At 73.1% G+C, this 26,403-nt stretch carries 23 protein-coding genes and 1 riboswitch; of the genes, 10 read left to right on the top strand and 13 right to left on the bottom strand.

Annotated features, from left to right (window positions below; genetic code table 11):
* Positions 1 to 4 precede the first annotated feature (4 nt).
* Genes ET495_RS16470 through ET495_RS16460 form a run of 3 tightly spaced genes read left to right on the top strand, consistent with a single transcriptional unit; the run spans position 5 to position 2,993 of the window.
* Positions 5 to 1,300, top strand: a complete 1,296-nt coding sequence (locus tag ET495_RS16470) for a magnesium transporter MgtE N-terminal domain-containing protein (protein WP_129205680.1) — start codon at positions 5 to 7, stop codon at positions 1,298 to 1,300.
* Positions 1,293 to 1,841, top strand: a complete 549-nt coding sequence (locus ET495_RS16465) for a DUF1003 domain-containing protein (RefSeq protein ID WP_129205679.1) — start codon at positions 1,293 to 1,295, stop codon at positions 1,839 to 1,841. Before ET495_RS16470 ends, ET495_RS16465 begins: the two co-directional genes overlap by 8 nt.
* A 9-nt stretch (positions 1,842 to 1,850) precedes the next feature.
* On the top strand, positions 1,851 to 2,993 hold the full coding sequence (locus ET495_RS16460) for an Mrp/NBP35 family ATP-binding protein (RefSeq protein WP_129205678.1): 1,143 nt from the start codon (positions 1,851 to 1,853) through the stop codon (positions 2,991 to 2,993).
* A 79-nt stretch (positions 2,994 to 3,072) separates the two neighbouring features.
* Here ET495_RS16460 and ET495_RS16455 read toward each other — a convergent pair whose 3' ends face one another.
* Positions 3,073 to 4,248 (bottom strand): sensor histidine kinase, encoded by a 1,176-nt coding sequence (locus ET495_RS16455; protein ID WP_129205677.1) that lies wholly within the window; start codon positions 4,246 to 4,248, stop codon positions 3,073 to 3,075.
* Entirely contained in the window at positions 4,241 to 4,924 is a 684-nt protein-coding gene (locus tag ET495_RS16450) for a response regulator transcription factor (RefSeq protein WP_129205676.1), read from the bottom strand. Before ET495_RS16450 ends, ET495_RS16455 begins: the two co-directional genes overlap by 8 nt.
* 86 nt (positions 4,925 to 5,010) lie before the next feature.
* On the opposite strand from ET495_RS16450, the gene ET495_RS16445 reads away from it, so the two are divergent.
* From ET495_RS16445 to galK, 3 genes are all read left to right on the top strand, one after another.
* Complete coding sequence (locus tag ET495_RS16445) at positions 5,011 to 5,739, top strand: D-alanyl-D-alanine carboxypeptidase family protein (RefSeq protein ID WP_129205675.1); 729 nt, start codon at positions 5,011 to 5,013, stop codon at positions 5,737 to 5,739.
* A complete protein-coding gene (locus tag ET495_RS16440) occupies positions 5,736 to 6,521 on the top strand; it encodes a VanZ family protein (RefSeq protein WP_245993158.1) in 786 nt (261 codons plus the stop codon). The genes ET495_RS16445 and ET495_RS16440 overlap by 4 nt, the downstream gene beginning before the upstream one ends.
* A gap of 140 nt (positions 6,522 to 6,661) precedes the next feature.
* Entirely contained in the window at positions 6,662 to 7,948 is a 1,287-nt protein-coding gene (galK, locus tag ET495_RS16435; protein ID WP_129205674.1) for a galactokinase, read from the top strand.
* Between the two features lie 66 nt (positions 7,949 to 8,014).
* On the opposite strand, the gene ET495_RS16430 is transcribed toward galK, so the two are convergent.
* The 7 genes from ET495_RS16430 to chvE form a co-directional block, all read right to left on the bottom strand.
* Complete coding sequence (locus tag ET495_RS16430; protein ID WP_245993508.1) at positions 8,015 to 8,791, bottom strand: exodeoxyribonuclease III; 777 nt, start codon at positions 8,789 to 8,791, stop codon at positions 8,015 to 8,017.
* 139 nt (positions 8,792 to 8,930) lie between these two features.
* Positions 8,931 to 9,407, bottom strand: coding sequence for a VOC family protein (locus ET495_RS16425; protein WP_129205673.1), 477 nt, complete (start codon positions 9,405 to 9,407; stop codon positions 8,931 to 8,933).
* Positions 9,408 to 9,565: 158 nt separating this feature from the next.
* Positions 9,566 to 10,444, bottom strand: coding sequence for a bifunctional methylenetetrahydrofolate dehydrogenase/methenyltetrahydrofolate cyclohydrolase (locus ET495_RS16420; protein ID WP_129205672.1), 879 nt, complete (start codon positions 10,442 to 10,444; stop codon positions 9,566 to 9,568).
* 89 nt (positions 10,445 to 10,533) lie between these two features.
* Positions 10,534 to 11,841 (bottom strand): serine hydroxymethyltransferase, encoded by a 1,308-nt coding sequence (glyA, locus tag ET495_RS16415; RefSeq protein WP_129205671.1) that lies wholly within the window; start codon positions 11,839 to 11,841, stop codon positions 10,534 to 10,536.
* 73 nt (positions 11,842 to 11,914) lie between these two features.
* Positions 11,915 to 12,028: riboswitch (ZMP/ZTP riboswitch) on the bottom strand.
* Between the two features lie 111 nt (positions 12,029 to 12,139).
* The gene (mmsB, locus tag ET495_RS16405; RefSeq protein WP_129205670.1) at positions 12,140 to 13,312 is read right to left on the bottom strand and encodes a multiple monosaccharide ABC transporter permease; all 1,173 of its coding nucleotides are present in this window, start codon (positions 13,310 to 13,312) and stop codon (positions 12,140 to 12,142) included.
* Positions 13,309 to 14,862, bottom strand: a complete 1,554-nt coding sequence (mmsA, locus tag ET495_RS16400; protein WP_281276198.1) for a multiple monosaccharide ABC transporter ATP-binding protein — start codon at positions 14,860 to 14,862, stop codon at positions 13,309 to 13,311. Before mmsA ends, mmsB begins: the two co-directional genes overlap by 4 nt.
* Before the next feature lie 211 nt (positions 14,863 to 15,073).
* A complete protein-coding gene (chvE, locus tag ET495_RS16395; protein WP_129205668.1) occupies positions 15,074 to 16,198 on the bottom strand; it encodes a multiple monosaccharide ABC transporter substrate-binding protein in 1,125 nt (374 codons plus the stop codon).
* A 320-nt stretch (positions 16,199 to 16,518) separates the two neighbouring features.
* Between chvE and ET495_RS16390 the strand changes: the two genes are divergently transcribed.
* The 3 genes from ET495_RS16390 (at position 16,519) to ET495_RS16380 (ending at position 19,942) form a co-directional block, all read left to right on the top strand.
* Positions 16,519 to 17,619: an ROK family transcriptional regulator gene (locus ET495_RS16390; RefSeq protein ID WP_245993155.1), complete on the top strand. Its 1,101-nt coding sequence runs from the start codon at positions 16,519 to 16,521 to the stop codon at positions 17,617 to 17,619.
* Complete coding sequence (locus ET495_RS16385) at positions 17,616 to 18,677, top strand: ATP-binding cassette domain-containing protein (protein ID WP_129205666.1); 1,062 nt, start codon at positions 17,616 to 17,618, stop codon at positions 18,675 to 18,677. The genes ET495_RS16390 and ET495_RS16385 overlap by 4 nt, the downstream gene beginning before the upstream one ends.
* Before the next feature lie 170 nt (positions 18,678 to 18,847).
* Entirely contained in the window at positions 18,848 to 19,942 is a 1,095-nt protein-coding gene (locus ET495_RS16380; protein ID WP_129205665.1) for a type IV toxin-antitoxin system AbiEi family antitoxin, read from the top strand.
* Between the two features lie 15 nt (positions 19,943 to 19,957).
* Here the strand turns inward: ET495_RS16380 and ET495_RS16375 are convergent, their stop codons facing one another.
* Complete coding sequence (locus tag ET495_RS16375) at positions 19,958 to 20,464, bottom strand: GNAT family N-acetyltransferase (RefSeq protein WP_129205664.1); 507 nt, start codon at positions 20,462 to 20,464, stop codon at positions 19,958 to 19,960.
* A gap of 76 nt (positions 20,465 to 20,540) precedes the next feature.
* Between ET495_RS16375 and purU the strand changes: the two genes are divergently transcribed.
* A complete protein-coding gene (gene purU / locus ET495_RS16370) occupies positions 20,541 to 21,410 on the top strand; it encodes a formyltetrahydrofolate deformylase (RefSeq protein ID WP_129206088.1) in 870 nt (289 codons plus the stop codon).
* A 123-nt stretch (positions 21,411 to 21,533) separates the two neighbouring features.
* Here purU and ET495_RS16365 read toward each other — a convergent pair whose 3' ends face one another.
* The 3 genes from ET495_RS16365 to ET495_RS16355 form a co-directional block, all read right to left on the bottom strand.
* Complete coding sequence (locus ET495_RS16365) at positions 21,534 to 22,049, bottom strand: hypothetical protein (protein ID WP_129205663.1); 516 nt, start codon at positions 22,047 to 22,049, stop codon at positions 21,534 to 21,536.
* Positions 22,046 to 22,342, bottom strand: a complete 297-nt coding sequence (locus ET495_RS16360) for a WXG100 family type VII secretion target (protein WP_162616516.1) — start codon at positions 22,340 to 22,342, stop codon at positions 22,046 to 22,048. Before ET495_RS16360 ends, ET495_RS16365 begins: the two co-directional genes overlap by 4 nt.
* A gap of 810 nt (positions 22,343 to 23,152) precedes the next feature.
* Entirely contained in the window at positions 23,153 to 26,302 is a 3,150-nt protein-coding gene (locus ET495_RS16355; RefSeq protein WP_342770122.1) for an ATP-binding cassette domain-containing protein, read from the bottom strand.
* Between the last annotated feature and the right edge of the window lie 101 nt (positions 26,303 to 26,403).

Genomic DNA, 26,403 nt, shown 5'->3' with positions numbered 1-26,403 from the left:
CAGCGTGAGCACCGCCAGCCGCGTGTTCGTCGCCCGCCTCGCCGGGACCTCGGTCTTCGACCCGATCGGTGACCAGGTCGGACGGGTGCGCGACGTCGTCGTCCTCGTCCGCGCCAAGGGCGCGCCCCGCGCCGTCGGGCTTGTCGTCGAGGTGCCCGGCCGACGGCGGGTCTTCCTGCCCATGACCCGGGTGACCAGCATCGACGCCGGCCAGGTGATCTCGACCGGCCTGGTCAACCTGCGGCGTTTCGAGCAGCGCGCGATGGAGTCGCTCGTGCTGGGCGAGCTGCTCGACCGCACCGTGACGCTGCGCGACGGCTCGGGCGCCGTCGTCGTCGAGGACGTCGCCATCGCCCGGCAGCGCAACGGCGACTGGCTCGTGGACCAGCTCTTCGTGCGCCGCCGCGAACCGGGCCGGTCGACGCTCGGCCTGCGGCGGCGCGGGGCGACGCTCGTCGTCGGCGTCGACGCCGTCTCGACGCTCGCGGCCGACGGGTCCGGCCAGGGCGCCGCCGCCCTGCTGGAGGCGTACGAGGACCTGCGGCCCGCGGACCTGGCCGACGTCCTGCACGAGCTGGGAGGCACGCGCCGCCTGGAGGTCGCGGCCGCGCTCGACAACGAGCGTCTCGCCGACGTGCTCGAGGAGCTTCCCGAGGACGACCAGGTCGCCATCCTCTCGGGCCTGGAGACTGCCCGCGCCGCCGACGTCCTGGAAGCGATGGAACCCGACGACGCCGCCGACCTGCTGCACGAGCTGCCCGACGCGCAGGCCGCGCGCCTGCTCGAGCTCATGGAACCCGACGAGGCGAAGGACGTGCGGCGCCTGCTCGCGTACGACGAGGACACCGCGGGCGGCATGATGACGACCGAGCCCGTCGTGCTCGGCCCCGAGACGACGATCGCGGCCGCGCTCGCCCAGATCCGCAAGCAGGACCTGCCGCCCGCGCTCGCGTCGGTCGTGTTCGTGGTGCGGCCCCCGCTCGAGACGCCCACCGGCCGGTTCCTCGGCGTCGCGCACTTCCAGCGGCTGCTGCGCGAGCCTCCGCACGCCGCCGTCGGCTCGGTCGTCGAGACCGACACCGAATGGCTGACCGCCGACGCGCCGCTCGGCCGCGTCACACGCCTGCTCGCCGCCTACGACCTGCTCGCCCTGCCGGTGCTCGACGACGAGAAGCGGCTGCTGGGCGCCGTCTCGGTCGACGACGTGCTCGACCACCTGCTGCCCGACGACTGGCGCGAGTCGCACGACGAGGGCCTCGCCGAACCCGAGCGCACGGAGACGGTGGTGCCCCGTGGCTGACCGGCTCGACACCCCGAAGGAGGCCCGCCGCACGCTCTGGCGCCGCCCCCGCCTGGACCAGGACGCCGTCGGCAAGGCCACCGAGGCCATCGCCCGGTTCCTGGGCACGCCCCGGTTCCTCATCTGGCTGACCGTCTTCTGCGCGATCTGGCTCGCGTGGAACTCCCTGGGTCCGCCCGCGCTGCGCTTCGACAAGGCGGAGAACGGCTTCACGGCGCTGACCCTCATGCTGTCGCTCCAGGCCAGCTACGCCGCGCCCCTCATCCTGCTCGCACAGAACCGGCAGGACGACCGCGACCGCGTCACCGCCGAGCAGGACCGCCAGCGGGCCGAACGCAACCTCGCCGACACCGAGTACCTGGCCCGCGAGATGGCGGCGCTGCGCCTGGCGCTGTCCGAGGTCGCGACGCGCGACTTCGTCCGCTCGGAGATCCGCAACCTCCTCGAAGGACTCGAGGACCTCGAGGTGCAGCGGGCGACCGCCCCCGAGAGCACCCCCGCGCCGGCCCAGCCCAGCCCCGGCACGTCACCCGCCCCGTAGGATCGCGGTATGACCACCCTCGCCGACCGGGTCCGCGAGGCCCTCGCCACCGTCGTCGACCCCGAGATCCGCCGTCCGATCACCGAGCTGGACATGGTGCGCTCGGTCGACGTCTCCGCAGAGACCGACGGCGCGGCACGGGTGCGCGTCGGCGTCGACCTGACCGTCGCGGGCTGCCCGCTCCAGTCGACCATCGTGCGTGACGTCACCGCGGCCGTCGAGGCGCTCGACGGCGTCGCGGGCGTCGACGTGGACCTCGGCGTCATGACCGCCGACCAGCGTGCGGCGCTGCGCTCGCGGCTGCGCGGCGGCGACGGCGACCCCGTCATCCCGTTCTCCCAGCCCGGCTCGCTCACCAAGGTCTACGCGATCGCCTCGGGCAAGGGCGGCGTCGGCAAGTCGTCGGTCACGGCCAACCTCGCCGTCGCGCTCGCCGCCGAGGGGCTCAACGTGGGCGTCGTCGACGCCGACATCTACGGCTTCTCGATCCCGCGCATGCTGGGCGTGGACCGCCCGCCCACGCGGGTCGACTCGATGCTGCTGCCGCCCATCGCGCACGGCGTCAAGGTCGTGTCGATCGGCATGTTCGTCCCTGCCGGGCAGCCCGTCGTGTGGCGAGGCCCGATGCTGCACCGCGCGCTCGAGCAGTTCCTCGCGGACGTCTTCTGGGGTGACCTCGACGTGCTGCTGCTCGACCTGCCGCCCGGCACCGGCGACATCGCGATCTCGGTGGCGCAGCTGCTGCCCGGCTCGCAGATCGTCGTCGTGACGACGCCGCAGGCCGCCGCCGCCGAGGTCGCCGCGCGCGCCGGGTCGATCGCGGTGCAGACCCACCAGGGCGTGGTCGGCGTCGTCGAGAACATGTCGTGGCTCGAACAGCCCGACGGGACGCGCCTGGAGGTCTTCGGCTCGGGTGGCGGGGAGCGCGTCGCGCGCTCGCTCGGCGAGGCGCTCGGCACGGACGTGCCGCTGCTGGGCCAGGTGCCGCTCGACGTCGCCGTCCGCGAGGCCGGCGACGACGGCACGCCCGCCGTGCTCGCCGCCCCCGACTCGCCGGGGGCGCGCGTGCTGCGCGACGTCGCCCGCTCGCTCGCCGCCCACAAGCGCGGGCTCGCGGGACGGCGGCTCGACGTCAGCCCGGCGCGGCCCTGACCGGACCGGGAATCCGGGGCGGCATCCTGACCGCTCCCGCGACCGCCGCTTCCACGCCGTGCCCCGGCGCTCCGGCGCCCTACGGATGCCCCGCACTGCCGTGGGCGCGATCGGGGCGGGGCGCCGGAACCCCTCCTCCGGCGGCCGGCAGCCGCACCGTGACGCGCAGGCCGCCGCCGTCGCGCGGGGCGAGATCGAGGCTCCCGCCGTGCGCCCGCGCGATGCTGGTCGCGATCGCCAACCCGAGCCCGACGCCGGCATGGTCGGAGCGGACGCGGTCGGTGCCGCGCCGGAACGGCTCGGCGAGCGTGGCGACGAGCTCGGGGGCGAGGACGTCGCCCGTGTTCTCGACCGTGAGCCGGACGACCTGGGGGCCGGTGCTCGTGGTCACCCACACGCCGCCGTGCCCGGTGGTGTTGTGGACGATCGCGTTGTGCACCAGGTTCGTGGCCAGCTGCAGAAGGAGCGCGGGCGAACCGACGGTGAGCGCGACGTCGCCCGAGGTCTCGACGGTCAGGCCGCGCCGTTCCGCGAACGGCAGGAGGGTCTCGGTCGCCTCCTCCGCGAGCAGGGACAGGTCGACGGTCTCGCGCGTGAAGGTGCCCTGGTCGGCGCGGCTGAGCACGAGCAGGGCCTCGGTCAGGTCGGTGGCCCGCTGGTTGACGGCGAGCAGGCGCGCGAGAAGCTCGTCGACGTCGCGGTCCGGGTCGTTGCGGGCCACCTCGATGAGCGTCCGTGCGATGGCCAGCGGGGTGCGCAGCTCGTGCGAGGCGTTCGCGGCGAACCTCCGCTGCTCGGCCACGTGGGCCTCGATCTGGGCGAGCATGCCGTCGAACGCGTCGGCGAGCTCGCGGAACTCGTCCCTGCGGCCCGGCAGCCGGATCCGGTGGGAGAGCGACCCGCTCCCGGCGGCGCGTGTCGCAGCGGTGATGCGGTTCAGTGGCGCGAGCATCCGCCCGGCGAGGAACCACCCGCCCACCAGCCCGAGCACGAGGAGAGCCGCCAGCGCGAGCGCCGCCTTGGGGGCGAAGGCGCGCCACAGGTCGTACCGGCCGGGGATGAACAGACCGGGGTTCCCGGGCGAGCCGGCCAGCGACCGTGCGGGTCGCGCGGGGAGCCGGACCGCCTCGTCGGGCACGTACCGCAGGAGGAACACCCACACGACCGCGATGAGCAGGACGCCCGCGACCATGAGGAACCCGGCGTAGCTGAACGCGAGCCGCGTGCGGACGCTCGTGCCGGGCGCCCTATCCACGGCGCTCGCCGTCGGGTCCCGTGTCGATCCGGTAGCCGACGCCGGCCACCGTGGCGATCAGCCACGGCTCGCCGAGCCGCTTGCGCAGCGCGGAGACGGTGATGCGGACGGCGTTCGTGAACGGGTCGGCGTTCTCGTCCCACGCCCGTTCCAGCAGCTCCTCGGCACTGACCACGCCACCCTGCGCGGCGACCAGCACCTCGAGCACGGCGAACTGCTTGCGCGTGAGCGCGACGTACCGGCCGTCGCGGTACACCTCACGGCGGAACGGGTCGAGGCGCAGGCCCGCGATCTCCTGGACGGGCGGCCGGTGGTAGCCGCGCCGCCGGTCGAGGGCGCGCAGCCGCAGCACGAGCTCGCGCAGCTCGAACGGCTTGGTGAGGTAGTCGTCGGCGCCCAGCTCGAAGCCGGTGGCCTTGTCGTCGATCCGGTCGGCCGCGGTCAGCATGAGGATCGGCGTCCCGCTGCCCGAGGCCACGATGCGCCTGGCGATCTCGTCGCCGGAGGGACCGGGGATGTCACGGTCCAGGACGGCGATGTCGTAGGTGGTGACGGCCAGCAGCTCCAGGGCCGTGTCCCCGTCGCCCGCGACGTCGGCCGCGATCGCCTCCAGGCGCAGACCGTCACGCACGGCGTCGGCGAGCTCGGGTTCGTCCTCGACGATCAGCACGCGCATGACCCCATGGTCCCGCGCCCGGCGTATCGCGGGCGTATCGAGAACCGTGTACGACCTGGCAACATGGCGTCGTCTGGACTGGTGGCATGTCCACCAGAGAACACGCACGACGACCGGCCCGCCGCCCGCGCTGGGCGCTCCTGGTTGCGGGTGTCGCAGGCGCGGTGCTCGCCGGGGCGTTCGCGTACCACGCCGTCGTGACCCCGCCGCTCGCCGCGGCGTCGGCCGAAGCAGCCTCGTCCGCAGCCGCGGTCGCACCCGACGCCGTCGCGTCCGGGCCCCCCGACGCCGTCGCGTCCGGGCCCCCCGACGCCACCGGCGACGCGCCCGCGGCGTCCGCACCCGGCCGCGACCGGCGTCCCGCGCTCGGCGAGACCGGCGGCACGGGCGGGCTGTCGGTCCTCGACGACGGCGAGGCGACCGTGACCCGCCTGCACCCCGCGCTGCTCACCGCCCTGCGCGCGGCCGCGACCGACGCGGCGGGCGACGACGTCACGATCACCGTGACCAGCGGGTGGCGTTCCGCCGAGCAGCAGGAACAGCTTCTCCACCAGGCGATCACGCAGTACGGTTCGGCGGCGGCCGCCGCCCGCTGGGTCGCCACCCCGCAGACGTCCGCGCACGTGTCCGGGGACGCCGTCGACGTCGCGGGTGCGGGCGCCACCGCCTGGCTGACCCGGCACGGGGCCGCGTACGGCCTGTGCCAGATCTACGCCAACGAGTCCTGGCACTACGAGCTTCGCCCGCAGGCCGCCGTCAACGGCTGCCCCGCGATGTACGCCGACCCGACGCAGGACCCGAGGATGCAGCAGTGAGCGGCACCCCGCGGCGCGGGCACGACACGGTCGCCGACGGCGCGCGCCGGGTCACGCCGCGGCTCACCGTGCTGTTCGCGATCTACCTCGCCCTGCTGGTGTGGACCGTGCTGTGGAAGCTCGACGTCCCGTGGACGGGCACCACGCAGCGCACCGTCAAGCTCGTGCCGTTCGTCGCCTCGGGCGGGCACGGTGCCAGCCAGCCCTTCGAGGTCGCGATGAACCTGCTCCTCTTCGTCCCCGCCGGGCTGTACCTCGGGCTCCTCGCGCCGGCGTGGCGGTGGTGGAAGGTCATCGGGGCGGTCGCGGGCGCAAGCCTGGGCCTTGAGACCGCCCAGTTCGTCCTGGCCGTCGGGAGCTCCGACGTCACCGACGTCGTCGCCAACACCGCCGGAGGGCTGGCGGGGCTCTGCCTGCTCGCCCTGGCACGACGGCGGCTCGGCAGGCGGACGGCGACGGTCCTCGTGCGCGCCTGCGCCGTCGCGACAGTGCTGGCCCTGCTCGCGAGCGCCGCCTTCGTCGCCTCCCCCGTCCGCCTCGGGGGACCGCCGCCGGGCGGGATGCGCGAGCCCGGCATCCGGGCCGTGCGCGACGGCGTCCGCCACGACGCGCGATCGACGAGCAGCACGGGCCGACCCAGCACGAGCCAGCCCAGCACGAGCCGGCCCAGCCCGGAGTCGGCGCCGGGCCGGAATCGCGCAGGCTCTCCGAGGGCGGCATCCCCGGTCGCCGCGGTCGTGCCGAGCGGACCGGTGCGGGCGGTCTCACCCGCGACTCCCTAGGCTCGGTCGGGGCGGCGACGTCCAGCCCGCGCGCCTCGAACATGACGCAGCGGACGTCTCACCCCGGCGAAACCCCTCTCCACCTGGGAGGATCGCACCGCGACCACCGTCCACACACCCCTCCCAAGGAGCACACCCGCATGCCCGCACCCCAGTGGCTGCCCGCCTGGAAACGTGACGAGGGCGCCCGGCGCGTGCTCGCCCTGTTCGCTCGAACGTTCCACGACGACGGCGAGACCGGTCCCCTGCCGGGCACCCCCGACGGCGTCTGGTCGGCCCCCGGCCGTGTCAACCTCATCGGCGAGCACACCGACTACAACGCGGGCCTGAGCCTGCCGACCGCGCTGCCGCACCGCACCTACGTCGCGCTGCGCCGCCGTGCCGACGACGTCGTGCGCATCGTCTCCGAGCAGACCGACGAGCCGTGGACCATCCGGCTCGCCGACGTCCGTCCCGGAGAGCTGCACGGCTGGGGCACCTACGTCGCGGGGGTCGCCTGGGCGCTGCGTCAGGCGGGGCACGACGTGCGCGGCTTCGACGCCGTGGTCGACTCGTGCGTGCCCTTCGGCGCGTCGCTGTCGAGCTCTGCGGCCATCGAGTGCGCGTTCGCCGTCGCGCTCGACGACACGTTCGGCCTCGGCCTGGGCGCCGACGACGCCGGGCGGGCGCAGCTCGTCGCGGCCGCCCGCCGCGCCGAGAACGAGATCGCGGGCGCCCCCACGGGCGGTCTCGACCAGTCGGCCTCGCTGCTGTGCGCCGACGGCCAGGCCCTGCTGCTGGACTTCCGCCCCGGCCTCGCCCCGGGCGACTTCGCCCAGCCCGTCCCGTTCGACCTCGCGGCGGCCGGGCTCGCCCTGCTCGTGATCGACACGCGCGCCCCGCACCAGCTCGTCGACGGGCAGTACGCCGAACGCCGTGCCTCGTGCGAGACGGCCGCGGAGCTGCTCGGCGTCGGCTCGCTGCGCGAGGTGACGCCGTCCGACCTCGACGCGGCCCTGGACGACCTCGCGCCGCACGACCACGAGAACACGCTGCGCCGTCGCGTGCGGCACGTCGTCACCGAGACGGCCCGCACGGCCGAGCTCGTCGCGCTCGTGCGCGAGGGCCTCGGTGCGGACGGCGTGCCCGACGAGGAGGCCGTCGCCCGGGTGGGCCGGCTTCTCAACGCGTCGCACGCCTCGTTGCGCGACGACTACGAGGTCACGGTGCGCGAGACGGACCTCGCCGTCGACGCGTCGCTCGCCGCGGGGGCCGTCGGGGCGCGCATGACGGGTGGCGGGTTCGGCGGATCGACCATCGCCCTGGTCCGGACGTCCGAGGTCGACGCCGTCGCGACCGCGGTGGCGACGGCATTCGCGCAGGCAGGCCTGACGGCTCCCGCGTTCGTCGCGGCCCCGCCGTCGGACGCCGCGGGTCGCGACGCCTGACGGCCCGAGGCGGGGGCACCGGCCCGGCCGCGCACCGGCGCGCCCGGGTCGGCGTGCCCGACGCCGTCACAGGTCGTAGGTCACCACCACCGGGGCGTGATCGCTCCACCGCGCCTCGTACGACTCCGCCCGGTCGACCTCGACCTTGACCGCCCGCGGCGCGAGCGCCGGGTTGGCGAGCTGGTAGTCGATACGCCACCCCTTGTCGTTGACGAACGCCTGGCCCCGCCACGACCACCACGTGTACGGGCCGGGACCCTCGCCGCCGTGGGCGCGGCCGAGGTCCGTCCAGCCGAGCTCGCCGAACCAGCGATCGAGGTAGGCGCGCTCCTGGGGCAGGAACCCGGCGTTCTTGAGGTTGCCCTTCCAGTTGGCGATGTCGACGTTGTGGTGAGCGATGTTGAGGTCGCCGGCCACGAGCGCGGGGGCCGGCGCAGCACCGAGCTCGGCAAGGCGCGAGGTGACCTTCTCCAGGTACGCGTACTTCTCGATCATCTTGACCGGGTTGTCCTCGGGCCAGGTCGACCCCGAGTGGATGTAAGCGCTCACCACGGTCAGCAGCTCCCCGCCGGGCGCACCGGGCACCTCGATGTCCGCCTCGACCCACCGGCCCGTGTCGACCGCGGGCTCGGGTCCCTCGTGCGGGCCGTGGGCCTCGAGCCCGACGCGCACCGCGCGCACCGGCAGGCGGGAGGCGACCGCGACGCCCGCACGCCCCTTGATGTCGCTCGCCTGGTGCGCGACATGCCACCCGTCGAGCACCTCGTTCAGCACGGCGTCGGGGGCGCGGACCTCTTGCAGCAGCAGGACGTCGGGGGCGCGCTGGTCCAGCCACTCCCCCATGCCGCGGCGCACGGCGGCACGGATCCCGTTGACGTTGGCGGTGGCGACGACAAGCTGGTTCACGCGGGCGATTGTGTCATCCGGCTCCGACAACGCCCCGAGCAGGTCGACCGCGCGACCCGGCCGGCGTGTGCCACCCCTACCCGGCGGCCGCCGCCTCCAGGGCCGCGATGTCGAGCCTGCCCATCGTGAACATCGCCGCCAGCGCTCGCCGCGAGCCGTCCGTGGTGTAGTCGCCGAAGATCTCGACGAGCTGCTTCGGCACCACCTGCCACGACACGCCGAAGCGGTCCGTCAGCCAGCCACACTGGCCCGGCGTGCCGCCGTCGGCCGTGAGCGCTGCCCAGTAGTGGTCGACCTGCGCCTGGTCCTCGCACTCGACGACGAGGCTGAACGCCTCGTCGAGCGTGAACGCCGGCCCGGCGTTGAGGAGCTGGACCGCCATCCCGTCGAGCTCCAGGTCGATCACGAACGGCGCCCCCTCCTCGACGTCCGGCACCCCCGGCGGCGCCGTCACCACGCCGACGACGCGCGAGTTCGGGATGACGCTCGCATAGAACGCGGCGGCTTCCTCGGCCCCCGAGGCGAACCACAGATGCGGCTTCACGATGCCCACGGCTCCGCCCTCCTCACCTTGCCACCCACGATCGCGGTGCCACCCACGATCGCGGTGCCACCCACACGGGTGGCCCTGGTCGCCAGGTAGACGGCCACCGCTCGCGAAAGTCATCGGTCCACGACGCGGCGCGCCCGCAGGCGCGCCGCGCGGTGGGGTCAGCTCGCCCGCTCGGCCGTGTCGACCACGTTGGCCAGGAGCATCGCCCGGGTCATCGGCCCGACACCACCCGGGTTCGGGGAGTACCACGACGCGGTGGCGAGCGCCGCCGGGTCGACGTCACCGACGACACGCGACTTGCCCGTGGCGGGGTCCGTCTCGCGCGAGACGCCGACGTCGATCAGCACGGCGCCGGGCTTGACCATCTCGGCCGTGACGATGCCCTTGACACCCGCTGCCGCGACGACGACGTCGGCCTGCCGCACCAGCTCGGCGAGGTTCGTCGTCCCGGTGTGCGTGAGGGTCACCGTGGCGTTGACGGCCCGGCGGGTCAGCAGCAGCCCGATCGGCCGGCCCACCGTCACACCGCGGCCCAGGACCACGACGTGCTTGCCAGCCAGGGACACCCCGTGCCGCTCGATCAGCTCGACGATGCCGCGCGGCGTGCAGGGCAGCGGTGAGGTGACGTCCTCGTTGACGCGCAGCACCAGCCGCCCGAGGTTGGTCGGGTGCAGGCCGTCCGCGTCCTTGGCCGGGTCGACGAGCTCGAGCACCCGGTTCGTGTCGATCCCGCGAGGCAACGGGAGCTGCACGATGAACCCGGTGCAGGCCGGGTCCTCGTTGAGGCGGCGCACGGCGGCCTCGATCTCCTCCTGCGTCGCGGTGCCGGGCAGATCCACGCGGATCGAGGCGATGCCCACCTCGGCGCAGTCGCGGTGCTTGCCCGCGACGTACCACTGCGACCCGGGGTCGTCACCCACGAGCAGCGTGCCCAGCCCCGGCACGACGCCGCGCTCCGCCAGCCCCGCGACCCGCTCTTTCAGCTCGCCCTTGATCCGGGCGGCCACACTCTTCCCGTCCAGCACCTGCGCGCCCATCTGCGCTCCTTCCCCCGTCACTCCGGGGCCCGCGGTACGGGTTGTACAGGAACCGTTCCCGATTCTGTACAAACCCGTACCGTCACCGATCAGTACTGCTGGAGGCCCGGGTACAGCGGGTAGCTCTCCGTCAGCGTGCGGACGCGGGCGCGCAGCGCCTCGACGTCGGCCGCGGCGCCGTCACGCAGGGCGACGGCGATGATGTCGGCGACCTCGGTGAACTCCGCGTCGCCGAAGCCACGCGTGGCCAGGGCCGGCGTGCCGATGCGCAGGCCCGACGTGACACGCGGGGGGCGCGGGTCGAACGGCACGGCGTTGCGGTTCACGGTGATGCCCGCGTCGTGCAGAAGGTCCTCGGCCTGCTGACCGTCGAGCGCGGAGCTGCGCAGGTCGACCAGCACGAGGTGGACGTCGGTGCCGCCCGTGAGCACCGACGCACCCGCCGCGGCGACGTCAGGCTCGGACAGGCGGGCGGCGATGATCTGCGCGCCCCGCAGCGTGCGCTCCTGGCGGTCCTTGAAGGACTCGGACGCCGCCACCTTGAAGGCGACGGCCTTGGCCGCCACGACGTGCATGAGCGGACCGCCCTGCTGGCCCGGGAACACGGCCGAGTCGATCTTCTTGCCCCACTGCTCCTTGGCGAGGATGAAGCCCGAGCGGGGACCGCCGATGGTCTTGTGCACCGTCGAGGAGACGACGTCGGCGTGCGGCACCGGCGACGGGTGCAGGCCCGCGGCCACCAGGCCGGCGAAGTGGGCCATGTCCACCCACAGCTTCGCGCCGACCTCGTCGGCGATCTCGCGGAAGGCGGCGAAGTCGAGGTGGCGCGGGTAGGCCGACCAGCCCGCGATGATGACCTCGGGCCGGTGCTGCAGCGCCTTCGTGCGGACCTCGTCCATCTCGATGCGGTACGTCTGCGGGTCGACGCCGTAGGAGCCGACGTCGTACAGGCGGCCCGAGAAGTTGATCTTCATGCCGTGCGTCAGGTGGCCGCCGTGGGCCAGCTCGAGACCGAGGATGCGGTCGCCCGCCGTGGCGAGCGCGTGCAGCACGGCTGCGTTGGCCTGGGCGCCCGAGTGCGGCTGGACGTTCACGTGCTCGGCGCCGAACAGCGTGCGGGCGCGGGCGATCGCGAGGTTCTCCGCGATGTCGACCTGCTCGCAGCCGCCGTAGTACCGCTTGCCGGGGTAGCCCTCGGCGTACTTGTTGGTCAGCACCGAGCCCTGCGCCTGGAGGACGGCGTTCGGCACGAAGTTCTCCGACGCGATCATCTCGAGCGTGTCGCGCTGGCGGGCAAGCTCCCCGTCGAGCACGGCGGCGATCTCGGGGTCGACGTCGGCGAGGGTGCCGGTCAGGAGGGGGTCGGGGGTGTGTGCGCTCGGAGTCTCGAAGGACATGGCGTGCTCCCTGGCTGCGGGACGCAGCGACGGACGCCGCTGCGACGGACGATGGACGTGACACGAGGTCATGACACAGGGCCCAGGCGGACGACCCGTCGTCGTTACAGCGTTGCCGCTCCCTGGTGGTCATCCACCTGCCCCGTCCCCGCGTGCGGAGGGGGCTGCGCCAGTCGCGACGCCGTCCAGGGTAACGCACCAAGGAGCCGCCGGACCTGTGGGGGTCACCCCACGTCCGACGGCTCCCTGATGGCGATGTCAGGTGGGCGCCGAGCGGCGCCGGTTCAGCCGAGCTCCGTCAGCCCAGCGCCCCTCGGCGCTTGGAGACGATGTCGAGCGCGACCGCGAGCAGCAGCACCAGACCCTTGATGGCCTGCTGCCAGGCCGCGTCGACCGCGAGGATCGACAGGCCCATGTTGAGCACGCCCATGATGAGCGCGCCGACCATGGCTCCCGAGATCCGGCCGACGCCGCCCGAGACGGCCGTGCCACCGATGAAGCAGGCGGCGATGGCGTCGAGCTCGAAGTTCATGCCGGCCGCCGCGACGCCGGCACCCGCACGGGCCGTCGTCGCGATGGCGGCGACCGCGGCGAGCATGCCGATGTTGACGAAGATCATGAAGTCCGTGCGGCGGGAGTTGACGCCCGACAGGATGGCCGCGTTGCGGTTGCCGCCGACGGCGTACACGTGCCGGCCGAACACCGTGCGGTTGAGCACGAACGTGAAGCCGAGGATCAGGACGCCGACGATGAGCAGGATGATCGGGGTGCCGCCACGCGACAGCGACAGCCAGTAGGTCACGAGCGCGATGAGCGCGGCCATCACCACGAGCTTGCCGATGAACGCACCGATCGGCTCGACGCTCAGCTCGTGCCGGACGAGGTTGGCACGGGCGCGCACCTGCGAGAACGCCAGGCCGACGATCGCGATGACGCCGATGACGAGCGTGACGACGTCCATGTTCCCGAGGAACCCGAGGAAGTTCGGCAGCGACCCGTTACCGATGCGGTTGAACCCGGACGGCAGGGGGGCCACCGTCTGCCCGACGAGCACGATGGCCAGACCGCGGAAGATGAGCATGCCTGCCAGCGTGACGATGAACGCCGGTATGCCCACGTAGGCGATCCAGAACCCCTGCCAGACCCCGACCAGGGCGCCGATGGCGAGCCCCGCGAGGATCGCGATGGCGACGGGCCAGCCCCAGTCGTGCATCATGATCGCCACGAGACCGCCGATGAACGCGACCACGGAGCCGACCGACAGGTCGATGTGCCCCGCGACGATCACGGCCACCATGCCGATCGCCAGGATCATGACGTACGCGTTCTGCTGGATCAGTGCCGCGATGTTGTTCGGCGCCAGGAGGCGGCCGTCGGTCAGGAACTGGAACAGCAGCACGATCACCACGAGCGCAGCGACAATGCCGTACTGGCGGACGTTGCGGCCGAGGTACTCCCTCAGAACGTTCATCGGTTGGTTCCTTCCACAGCCACGCCGGCAGCCGCCGGGGCCTTCTCCATCGTCATGTAGCGCATGAGCTCTTCCTGCGTGGCCTGCTCGCGCGGGACCTCGCCGGTGATCCGGCCCTGGCTCATCGCGTAGATGCGGTCGCAGACGCCGATGAGCTCGGGGAGCTCGGAGGAGATCACGATCACGGCCTTGCCGGCGTCGGCGAGGGCGTTGATGATCCCGTAGATCTCGTACTTGGCACCGACGTCGATGCCGCGCGTGGGCTCGTCGAGGATGAGCACGTCAGGGTCGGCGTTCACCCATTTGGACAGCACGACCTTCTGCTGGTTGCCGCCCGAGAGCTTGCCCACGAGGGACTCGACGGTCGGGGCCTTGATGCGGAACTCCTTGCGGTACTTCTCCGCGACGACCTCTTCCGCGCCGCTGCGCACCACGCCCCACCAGTTCGAGACCTTGCCCAGCGCGGACGCCGAGACGTTCTCGCGGATGGTCTGGATCAGGTTGAGGCCCAGCGCCTTGCGGTCCTCGGTGGTGTAGGCGATGCCGGCCGCGATCGCGTCACCGACGCGCCGCAGCGTGATCTCCTGCCCCTCCTTGAAGACGCGGCCCGAGATGTTGGAGCCCCACGAGCGCCCGAACAGGCTCATCGCGAGCTCGGTCCGCCCGGCGCCCATGAGACCCGCGAGGCCGACGATCTCGCCACGGCGGACGTTGATGTTCGCGTGGTCGACGATGACGCGCTCGGTGTCGATCGGGTGGTGGACCGTCCAGTCCTCGACGCGCAGCGCCTCTTCCCCGATCTGGGGGTGGTGCTCGGGGAAGCGGTGGTCGAGCGAGCGACCCACCATGCCGCGGATGATGCGGTCCTCGGTGACGGGCTGCGCCCCGTGGAAGTCGAGCGTCTCGATCGTCTCTCCGTCGCGGATGACCGTCACACGGTCGGCGATCGCCGCGATCTCGTTGAGCTTGTGGCTGATGATGATCGAGGTGATGCCCTGGTCCCGGAACTCGCGGATCAGGCCCAGCAGGTGCGCGCTGTCCTCGTCGTTGAGCGCCGCGGTGGGCTCGTCGAGGATGAGCAGGTCGACCTTCTTGGACAGCGCCTTGGCGATCTCGACGAGCTGCTGCTTGCCCACGCCGATGTCGAGCGGGGTGACGTCGGGGTTGTCGGCGAGCCCCACGCGCTTGAGGAGCTTGGCCCCCTGGGAGCGGGTCAGGTTCCAGTCGACGACGCCGCCGGCCGCCTGCTCGTTGCCGAGGAAGATGTTCTCGGCGAGCGACAGGCGCGGGACGAGCGCGAGCTCCTGGTGGATGATGACGACGCCCGCCTCCTCGGAGTCGCGGATCCCCTTGAACCGCACCTCCTCGCCGTTGAGCAGGATGTCGCCCGTGTAGGTGCCGTACGGGTACACACCCGACAGCACCTTCATCAACGTCGACTTGCCGGCGCCGTTCTCGCCGCAGATCGCGTGTACCTCACCCCGGCGGACCTCGAGCGTCACGTCGCTCAGGGCCTTGACGCCGGGGAACTCCTTGCTGATGCTGCGCATCTGCAAGATCAGGTCCCCGACGGGCGCGACCGGTGCGCCCCCGGACCCGGCCTGCTCCGTCTTCTGGGTGGCCATGACGGATTCCTTCCTCGTCTACTGCTGGGTCGTCTGGTGGTCGTGATGACATGCCTGCCGTCGACCCGGGGAGCACCCGGAAGGTCGAGGGCGGGGTGGCCGGCCCGCGACGCGTGCGTCGCGGGCCGGCAGACGGTCACAGACCGACGTCGGACGCCTTGAGGAAGCCCGAGTCGACGAGGACGGACTGCACGTCGTCCTTGGTCACGACCTGCGGCTTGAGGAGGAACGACGGGACGACCTTGACGCCGTTGTCGTACGACGTGGTGTCGTTGACGTCGACGGTCTCGCCGTTGACGATCTGGGTCACCATCTTGGCGACCTGGTCACCCAGCGTGCGGGTGTCCTTCCACACGGTCATCGACTGCTGGCCGGCGAGGATGTTGCGGACGTTGGCGACGTCGGCGTCCTGGCCCGTCAGGAGCGGCCAGTCCTGGCCGACCGTGTAGCCCGCGCCGGCCAGGGCCTGCGCGATGCCCAGGGCGAGCGAGTCGTTCGGCGAGAGCACGACGTCGACCTGCTTGTCCTGGTAGAACGAGTTGAGGCGGTTCTCCATCTCGGACTGCGCACGGGCCGACTCCCAGCCCTGGATGCCGATCTGGGTCCAGCCGTCGAGGTCCGCGGGGACCTTGCCCGACGGGGAGACGAGCACGCCGCTGTCGAGGTAGGGCTTGAGGACGTCGAACGCACCCTTGAAGAAGAAGCGCGCGTTGTTGTCGTCGGGCGAGCCGGCGAACATCTCGATGTTGAACGGGCCGGTGGCGCCGTCCTTGAGGCCGAGCTGCTCCTCGATGTACTGGCCCTGAAGGGTGCCGACCAGCTCGTTGTCGAACGTCGCGTAGTAGTCGACGTTGGGCGTGTCGTTGATCAGGCGGTCGTAGGCCAGGATCCTGATGCCGGCGTCGGCGGCGGTCTGCAGGACCGGGCCGAGAGCGGTGCCGTCGATCGAGGCGATCACGAGGACGTCGGCGCCCTCGTTGATCATGTTCTGGATCTGGGTGATCTGCTGGTCGACCTTGTTGTCGGCGTACTGCAGCGAGGTCTTGAAGCCCTCGTCCTGCAGGAGCGACTCCAGGTGAGCGCCGTCGTTGTTCCAGCGCTCCAGCGAGCGCGTCGGCATCGCGATGCCGATCAGGGTGTCGCCGGGAGCCGCGCTCCCGTCGCCACCGGCGTCGTCGCTGCGTTCCGCGGAGCATGCTCCGAGGGCGCCGAGCGTGAGCGTGACCGTGGCGATCGCCACGAGCTTGCGCCAAGACCTCATCGTCATTCCTTCTTCGTCGTCGAGTACAGGAGACGGGCAGCGCGCCCGTCGAGCCATAGGCCTTCACGCCGGTGTCGAGGCTGTCTAGCGCCTGTTGCGAGACCGTGGTGCCGACCTTGGGACCACCGAGAACGTAGCCCCGCTGCGTTCGACTTTCAACGCCAAATGACGCAACCCGCGTCATCGTGATCAGATTGTGTTCAAGACTCTAACTCAGGGCCCGACAGCGCTACCCTCGAAGCGTGCGCAGGGACACGACGCCGTCACCCGGCTCCCAAACCTCGCTCCGTGAGGCGAACCGGAGCCGCATCGTCGCTGCGGTGAAACGATTCGGCGGCCTCACCCAGGTCGAGCTCGCAGCCGCCACCGGACTCTCGACGGCAACCGTGTCGACCATCGTCAAAGAGCTCGTCGGCACCGGCGTCGTCGAGACGGAGACGACGTCGCGCTCGGGCAGGCGCGCACTGCGCGTGACGATCGCCCGGAGCGCCGGGCTCGTCGCCGGAATCCACATCGGACCCCGCTCGCTCGCCGTCGCGCTCGGCGACCTCGCGCACGACGTCGTGGCAGAACAAGCACTACCCCTTCCCGCGGACCACCGCCCCGACACGTCGCTCGACCGCGCCGCGCTCCTGATCGTGGACCTGCTCGAACGCGTCGGCACGGACCTCGACGGGCTACTGGGCGTCGGCGTCGCGATCGCCGCGCCTGTCGAGTCGGGCACCGGGCTCATCGCCGTCCGCGGGGCGCTGCGCGGCTGGGAAGAGGTGCCCGTCGCCCAGGTGCTCACCAAGCGGCTCGCCCGCCCCGTCCACGTCGAGTCCGACGCCGGCCTCGGCGCGCTCGCCGAGCACCAGCTCGGCGCCGGCCGCTACGTGCAGGACGTCCTGTATGTGCGACTCTCGTACGGAACGTCCGCCGGGCTGATCCTGGGCGGGCGCCTGCACCACGGCGGCTCCGGCGCCGCCGGGCAGCTCGGCCACGTGCAGGTGTCACCCGCCGGACCGGTGTGCTCGTGCGGCAACCGCGGATGTCTCGACACCGAGGTCGGCGAGGCCGCACTGCTCGAGCTCCTACGACCCGCCCTCGGCGAGGTCACGCTGCGCGACGTCGTACGCAGGGCGCAGCAGGGTGACCCCGGGTGCGCGCGCGTGCTCGCGGACGCCGCCCGCCTCACCGGTGAGGTCGTCGCGGGGGTGGTGACGCTCCTCGATCCACAGGTCGTCGTCGTGGGCGGAGAGCTGGCGCGCGCGGGAGACGGCGTCGTCGTCGCTCTGCGAGAATCGGTTCACCGGCACGCACTCCCGCACCGGTTCGCACCCGTCGACGTCGTCGCCGGCCAGCTCGGACCCCGGGCCGAGCTGATCGGCGCGCTTGAGCTGGCGCGCAAGGAGACCGACGTCGAAGGAGTCGCGCGGTGACCACCACCCACACCCCACCCGTGCTGTCCTTGCGCGGGATCCACAAGGCGTTCGGCCACGTCGAGGCGCTCACCGACGTCGACCTGGACGTGCACGCGCACGAGGTCGTCGCGCTCGTCGGCGACAACGCCGCGGGAAAGTCGACGCTCGCGAAGATCATCTCGGGCGTGCTGCAACCCGACGCGGGGTTCATCGAGCTCGACGGGGAGCCCGTCACCGTCCCCTCCCCTGCCGCCGCGCACGCGCTCGGGATCGCGACCGTGTTCCAGGACCTGGCCCTGTGCGAGAACCTCGACGTCGTCGAGAACCTCTATCTGGGGCGCGAGCTGCGCCAGACGCGGCGCGGGCTGGCGCGCACCGCGAAGGGCCGCAGAGGGCTGGGCCGACGAGTCCTCGGCCGGCGCGCTCCGGGTCGGCCGGATCCGGACGGTGGCGACCCGCGCTTGCCCGGCCTGGGCTGGCGAAGCGCTGACGGGCCGGACTCCGGCGGGCCGGACTCCGGCGGGCCGAGTCTGGACGGGTCGCGCCTGGACGGGCCGAGTCTGGACGGGCCGGGGTTGGAACGGCCGGGCGGACCAGGGCTGGGCCGGGCGGGCATGAGTCGCCTGGAGAACCTGGAGCCGCACCGGCGCGGAGGGCTCGGCACCCCGCTCGACGACGCGGAGATGGAGGAGGAGGCGCGTCGCATCCTCACCTCGCTGACCGCCAACATCCCGTCGGTACGTACTCCGCTGTCGGTGCTCTCGGCCGGCCAGCGGCAGACCGTCGCGATCGCCCGCACGCTGCTGGGCCACCCCCGCGTCGTCGTGCTCGACGAGCCCACGGCGTCGCTGTCCGTTGCACACACGGCCGAGGTGCTCACGCACATCGAGTCCCTGCGCGATCTCGGACACGCGGTCGTGCTGATCAGCCACAACATGAGCGACGTGCGCGCGGTGGCGGACCGCATCGAGGTGCTGCGCCACGGCCGCAACAACGGCTCGTTCGAGGCCCGCAGCGCGACCTACGAAAAGGTCGTCGCAGCGATCACCGGCGCGACAGCTCTCGGCCGCGGGTGAGTTCGAGCATCAGTCGAAACTTCGAGCCCCGAGCGCTCGAACGCACTGACAATCGCTCGAACAACCCCCTGGAAGCGACGGTGTTCACACCGTCGGTGGGTTGGGGGTTGTCGACACAGGGGGCGGTGTGGGGGGGTGCTGGCAGGGGTGGGTGGGGCAGCCTGTGCGGCGTGTCCGAGCCTCCTGAGATCTTGCTTGCCCGCCATGCCGACCGGGACCGCCTTCGGCGCGACCTCGACCGCGGAGCCGTCGAACGCGTGCGCCGCGGAGCCTACCTGCGCACCGGCCGCGCCAGCGGGGCCGGCCGCGAGGGGGTCGGCGACCTCGCCGACGGTGCCCTGCGGGGCGAGCGGCGCGGACCGGTGTCGGCGTTCGCGTCGGCCCAGGGCGCGCGGGAGAGTGCGCGGCTGCGGATGCGGGCCGTCTCGCTCCAGCTCCTGGCCCCCGTGTTCAGCCACGAGTCGGCAGCGACCTGGTGGGGCTGGCCCACCTGGACGGTGCCCGCGCGCACGCACGTCACCCAGGGCACACGGCGGGCGGGCACGGCCGCCGCGGACGTCGCGCGCCACTTCTCTCGGCTGCCGGGCGGCGACGTCGTCGAGCGCGACGGACTGCTCGTGACCAGCCGCGAGCGCACACTTGTCGACGTCGCGCGGACGGCGCACCCGCTTGCCGGGCTCGTCGTCGCGGACGCGGCGCTGGCCGACGGCGTCGATCGGGAAGCTGTGCTCGACCGCGTTGCCGCACTGGGCCCGGTCCGCGGCAGCAGGCGGGCGCGGGTCGTGCTCGACCTCGCCGACCCGGGGGCGGAGTCACCGTGGGAGACCTGGCTGCGCTACCTCGCGCTGCGCGCCGGGCTGCCGCGGCCGGTCACGCAGCATCCGATCCGGACGCGCCTGGGGACCTTCCGCGCGGACATCGCCTGGCCCGAGCACGGCGTGCTCGCGGAGTTCGACGGCCGGGTGAAGTACACCGACGGTGCGCTGGGCACGGGGTATGACGGCGCGCAGGCACTGTTCGCCGAGAAGCGGCGCACGGACGCGATCGTCGAGGCGACGGGCATCGTCCCGTTCCGCGCGACGGCCCAGGACCGCCCGGACCCGACGGCGGCTCGCCTCCTCGCCCGCTTCCCCCGGAGGTTCGCACCACAGCCCACCCCACCCCGGCCCTCCTCCACCCCTCCCTGGCCCGCTGACGCGATGGGGGTCGGTGTTCGAGCGGTTGTCGTCCAGTTCGAGCGCACGAGGGCTCGAACTCCCGACTAGTGCTCGAACTCGCCGCTAGCCGGCGTTGCGGGCCTCGACCTCGTGGAGGACGCGGCGCAGGTACGTGTACGTCAGGGCGCCGGCGGAGTCGTCGTGGTGCTCCTCGAAACCGTGCTTGGCGTACATGGTCAGGTTCTCCTTCGAGTCCTTCCCCGTGAACGCCCACACCTCGGTGACCTGCTCGGGCAGATGCGGCAGGATCGCGAACAGCAGGCTCGTGCCGATGCCGCGGCCCTGCATGTCGGGCGCGACCGCCAGGCGGCCCAGCGTGGCCTTGTTGTCCTCGAGCTCGACGCGGATCGAACCCACCAGCCGGTGCCCCTCCCACGCGCCGATCGTGACGACGTCGTCACGCTTGAGGTCCTCGCGCAGCTCGGCGAGGGTCTGCGTCAGGGGCGGGATGTTCGGGTCGCCGAAGACCTGTGCCTCGGTGACGAACGCGGCGCGACGCAACGTGAGCAGCTCGCCCGCGTCGGCGTCGTCGACCAGAGCGATGCGAGTGGCCTGCGTGGCGTCGTCCATAGGTGCATCGAACCAGACGACGACGCCGACGTGCGCGTTGTGGCCGTACCGTGTCCTCGTGACCGACGCAGTCCCCATGACCGACGCCCCTGCCAGCAGCGCGCCCACCGAGTGGGTGCTGACCGTCTCGTGCCCCGACGGGCCCGGCATCGTCGCCGCGGTGACCGGGACGCTCGCCGCCCGCGGGGACAACATCACCGAGTCGCAGCAGTTCGGCGACCCGGCCTCGGGACTGTTCTTCCTCCGGCTTCAGGTCGTGTCCTCCGCGACGCGCGACGAGCTCGTGACGGCCCTGACGCCTGCGTTCGAGTCGTTCGGCATGACCTGGCAGCTCGACGCCGTCGGACGCCGGGTGCGCACGCTGCTGCTCGTCAGCAAGGCCGCGCACTGCCTCGTCGACCTGCTGTACCGCGAACGGTCGCAGGGCATGCCGATCGACGTCGTCGGCGTCGTCGGCAACCACCCGGACCTGCAGGACATCGCCGCGTTCTACGGCAAGCCGTTCCACCACATCCCCGTCACCGCGGACACCAAGGCCGACGCCGAGGACCGCCTGCGGGCCCTTGTCGAGGAGCTCGACGTCGAGCTCGTCGTGCTCGCGCGCTACATGCAGATCCTCTCGGACGCCCTGTGCCGCGACCTCGCGGGCCAGGTCATCAACATCCACCACTCGTTCCTGCCGAGCTTCAAGGGCGCGCGCCCGTACGTGCAGGCGCACGACCGCGGCGTCAAGCTCATCGGCGCGACCTCGCACTACGTGACGGGCGACCTCGACGAGGGCCCGATCATCGAGCAGGACGTCGAGCGCGTCGACCACTCGCGCACCCCGGCCGACCTGGTCGCGATCGGTGAGGACGTCGAGCGGCGCACGCTGGCGCGCGCGGTGCGCTGGCACGCCGAGCACCGGGTGCTGCTGGACGGGCACCGCACGGTCGTCTTCCGCTGAGGCACCGACGCGGCACGGTCTTGCGGCATCGCCGAGGACGACGTCGGCGCAGTCACCTGCGAGGGCGGCCGGCAGCAACGACGACCCTGTCCCCGCCGTCCCACGCCCGTCGTCCAGCGAGAGCTACGCGCGGCGCGGGGGCTGGAACCGCTCCGGCCTGATCCCGTCCCCGTCAAGGTCGTATGTCGAGGTGGGCGGCTCGGCGTGGATGAGTGCGCGTCGCTCGGCGAGCTCGGCCTCGATCGCCTCGATCGCGCCGGTCACGCAGGCGCTGGCCCCAGTCGGGTCCGGGATGGCTGCGACGGTGAGCCAGGTGGGTGCGGTCCCGTGGGCGGCCGGGCGAGCAGGGGTGGCTTCCACGGCGACCTGAGCAAAGGTCACGGTGCGGCGCAGCGGCTCGGGGAAGAACGGGGCCAGCAGGCGGAAGTCCGCGAGCAGAGCGCTACCGACCCACGTGCCATAGCGATAGAACCGCACACCGGACGGACCGGTGGCCCGTGGCTTGAAGTGCCGGGAGCGCAGCATGTGGTCGGCGAGGTGCAGCGCCGCGTCTGGCGCAAGGGCGACGACGAACCTGCGGGCGGGCGCAATGCGGCGCGCCTGCCACGAGAACAGTCGCCCGCGACGAACCTGCTTCACCCGAGCGGCCAGCGGTGAGCGTGGGCCTGCTCTGCGGCGCGACAGCGCTGCGCGGCCGCGTCTGGGCTCCGGCTCGAGTCCTGCGCGAGCTGGGTCAGACCGGCCGTCCCTGTCAGCCGCTGGCGCTGCGCGTCGTCGAAGGCGAGCCGCGCCGCGCCGCTCCAGTCGCGACGCAGCGTCTGCGCCGCCCGGTCGAGGGCGTTCAGGGGGTCGGTGATGGCCCGCGCGGCGCCGCCGAGCGTGCCCGCCCAGCGCTCAAGCTCGTCAGGCTGCGCATGAAACGTCGTACTCACGATCTCTCCTCTCCCTGGAGCCGAGCACGCGACCCGGCAGACCGCTGCTCGGCTCTGGCCCGCAGATCGTCCAGCTCGGTGAGCGGGTCCCCGGCGGTCTCGTGGGAGCGCGTCTCGTCGGCGTCACGGCCGTGCACCCCAGCGACGCCAACCCTCCGGGGACGGGCCAGAGCGCGAAGATCACGGGGCCGAGGTCGACCGGCGAGATCGACGTGCTGGCCGGGACCTGCCGCGCGACCGCCGTGGGTGCCGCAGCCTGGCGCACGGCCAGCTCGTCGGCCTGCCGGATCTGTTCGACGTCTGCTCTCATGGGCCCTCCGTCGCAGAACACCCAACCCCGTAGCACAAGCACCTTGCATGGACGGCGGGACGCTACCGGGAGACAGGGCCGCGGCACGTCGCGTTGTCATCCCGCCACGCACCCGTGTCCGCAATCGGACGCAGTCACACGGCCCGAGCGCCGAACGCGCCAGCCAACCAGCCACCCCGCCGACCAGTCAACCAGTCAACCCGTCGACCAGCCGGCACCGCGCCCAGGCCGTCTCGCCCCGCCACGCGTGCCCAGCGCGCCGCAGGCTCGCGCCACGGCCCGACGGCGACGCACCCGCCGGCCAGCACCGCGGCCCGGTCAGCTCTCGCGATGGGCCTGCCGCGCAAGGGCCAGACGTTGCTCCGGCGTCTCCACCCGCTGCACGCCGCAGGGAGGTCTTCGAACGCCCCCGCGCGGCGGGGCTGCTGGTGCACCGGCCCCCCGACCGCGATCGAGCCCGCGAACGCCTGCACCTACCCGTCAGACCTACCCGGCCAGACCTACCCGGCCAGGTGGCCCCAGGCGCCCGCCAGGTCACGCCACGGCCCGACGGCGGCCACCGTGCCCTCGAGCAGCACCACCACGCGGTCCGCACGGGCCAGCGCGGCCCGCTTCGACGTCGAGCCGAGCACCGTGGTGCCGCGCGAGCGCAGCGACTCCCACAGCTCGATCTCGGTGGCGGCGTCGAGCGCTGACGACACGTCGTCGGCCAGCAGCACCTCGGCGTCGGCCGCGAGCGCCCGCGCGAGCGCAAGCCGCTGCACCTGACCGCCCGAGAGCCGCACACCACGGTGGCCGACGAGCGAGCCGGGCCCGCCCGCGTCGGCGACGTCGCCCGTCATGCGGGCGGCGTCCAGCGGTCCGGCGACGTCTCGCGCGTGGTCGAGCCGCACGTTGTCCGCGAACGTGCCCGACAGCACGCGCGGCACCTGGGCGACGTACGCGACGCGCCTGGGCCGCAGGAACGTCTGGGGGTCTGCGACCGGCGTGCCGTTCCAGGCGACCGCGCCGGTGTGGGACACGAGCCCGGCGAGCGAGGCGAGCAGGCTCGACTTGCCGGAGCCGACCGGCCCGAGCAGCAGCACGAGCTCTCCGCGGCGCACCGTGAGGTCGACGTCGGCGACGCCGATGGTGCCGTCGTCGTGCACCGCCGTGACGCCCCGTATCTCGAGCCGGTCGAACGGGTCCCGCTGGACCGGTGCCGGTGCGGGTGCGGTGCCTGCGACCAGGTCGACGCCGTCGGGCAGCGCGCACAGGTCGGCGCCGTCGGCGAACTGGCTCGTGGCCCGCTGCCACGCGCGCGTGCCGGGTGCCTCGGTGACGACGGCGCCCGCGACCGTGCCGAACCAGCCGAAGCCGGTCACGGCGTTGGCGACCAGCAGCGCGGTGGCCAGGTTCCACGCACCGTCAAGCAGCGCGAACCACGCGGCGACCACGCCCACCTGGATCATCACCGTGGGCACGCCGTCGAGCACCGCCTGGACGCGGTGCTCGAAGATCGCGGCCCTGACGCGTCCGGCGTCGACACCGCTCAGGTGGGCATGCACCTGCGGCGTGCGGGCGGCGAGCTTGACGGTGCGCGCGGCGTCGAGCGCGGAGACCAGGGCGCGGCCGAACCGTGCGCGGGCGGCCGACGAGCGCGCGGCCGAACGACCCGCGATCGGCCGGCCCGCCGCCGAGGCGACCGCCGGCACCACCATGACCGCGAGCAGCACGGCCCCCGCCTGCCACGACCAGCCGAGCAGCGCGGTCACGACGACGATGATCAGGCCGTTGATGAAGTCGACCCAGCGGTCGGCGTACTGCACGAACCTGTCGGCGTCCATCGCCCGTGCGACGACCTCACCCGGAGGGGTGGCGGGCAGCCGGTGCTGACCTGTCTGGCCGGCCAGGACGGTCATGCGTACGCGCAGCAGCACCTCGATCCACCAGCGTGGGTACACGTAGACGGCCCACGCGAGGCCCAACGGCGCCAGGACGAGCAGCACCGACATCGCGGCCAGCAGCCACCGCACGTCGTCGCCGGTGCGCAGCGCGTCGACGACGTGCCCCCACAGGAACCCGGTCGCCGCGCCCTGCGCCGAGACGAGGCTCGCCAGGAGGAACATGGCCGCCCCGACCAGGCCCCAGCGGGGCGTCACGCGCAGCTGGCGCACCACTCCCCGGGCCAGGCTCAGCCCGTCGCCGGGCTGACGCAGCGCCGGGGCCGGGCCGGTGCGTCGGCGCGCGCCGACGCCGGCCGACCGGGAGCGCGCGGCCGCGTCGGCAGGCCGGTGGTCGCGGTGCGGGCCGACGGCGGCCACGGTCGTCGCGGTCGCGGCGGTCGCCGTCGTCGCCGCGGCACTCGTGGAGGCCTCGGCCGTCACCGACGGCTCCACCGCCGCGATGTCCAGGCCGGCGCCCACGGGCACCTCGTCGACCTCGGCGGGGTCGCCGTCGAGCAGCCCCGCCGCGCCCGCTTCGAGCAGCGACCGGAAGCGGCCGGGCTGCCGTGCGAGGTCCTGGCGCGGACCCTGCTGGACGACGCGCCCGTGGTCGAGCACCGCGACCAGCTCGGCGCGCTCGATGGTCGACAGGCGGTGCGCGACCAGCACGCCGGTGCGCCCGCGCAGCAGCCGCTCGGAGGCCGCGACGACGCGCGACTCGGTCAGCGGGTCCATGCGCGCGGTCGCCTCGTCGAGCACGACGACCTGCACGTCACGCACCAGCAGCCGGGCGAACGCGACGAGCTGCTCCTCGCCCGCGGACAGGCGCGTGCCGCCCGGCCCGAGCAGCGTCTCCAGCCCGTCGGGCAGACCGTCGACCCAGTCCCCGAGCCCGAGCTCGCGCACCGCGTCCTCGACGACGCCGGCACCGACGTCGTCGAACAGCGTGACGTTCTCGCGCAACGTGCCGGCCAGCAGCTCGGTGCGCTGGGTGACGACGCCGACGGCGGCGCGCAGCCGTTGCAGGTCGAGGTCGCACACGTCCGCGCCGCCCAGCAGCACGGTCCCGGGCGGTGGTTCGACGGCGCGTGAGAGCAGCGACGCGAGCGTCGACTTGCCCGAGCCGGTGCGGCCCACCAGCGCGATCGTGTGCCCGGCGGGCACCCGCAGGCTCACGTCGCGCAGCGCGAACGATCCGCCCTCGGCCGACGGGTAGGCGAAGTCGAGTCCGCGGAACTCGACGTCGAGCGCCCCTGCGGGGACGCCGGCGCCGCCGGCGGGCTCGGGCTCGACGTCGAGCATCTGGCGCAGGCGCACGACGGCACCCAGGCCCTCCTGGATGTCGGGCAGGTGGTGGACGAGGTTGTCGACCTGGCCCACGAACCGGGCTGTGACCAGGAACAACGTGACCAGCCGCGCCACCGACATCCCGTCGGCCGAGGCGAGCGCCACCCCGACGACGGCGACGGCGGCGAGCAGCCCGTGCAGCAGCAGCCCGGACACCCCCACGAGCCGGAACTCGACGTCGAGCACGTCCTTGAAACGGCCGTGGACGACGGCGGACAGCTCGGCGAGGCGTCGCAGCGCGAACGGCCGCCCCAGACTGGTGCGCAGGTCGTCGCGCGCGGCGACGGCCTCCTCGAACGCGGCGGCGTGGTCGGTCCACGCCTTCTCCTCCTCGACCTTGCGCCGCGCGATCTCGCCCAGCCGGGGTGCGCGCGCCACCACACGAGGCCGCCGAGCGCGGGGAACACGAACCAGCCCGGCCACCAGGTCACGCCCGCGACGACCCACATCGGCACCACGCCCGCGAGGGTGCGGCCAGC

The organism is Xylanimonas allomyrinae (assembly GCF_004135345.1).
Classification (GTDB): domain Bacteria; phylum Actinomycetota; class Actinomycetes; order Actinomycetales; family Cellulomonadaceae; genus Xylanimonas; species Xylanimonas allomyrinae.
Note: the sequence above shows the minus strand (reverse complement) of the source record. Positions and strands in the feature narration are given on the sequence as shown.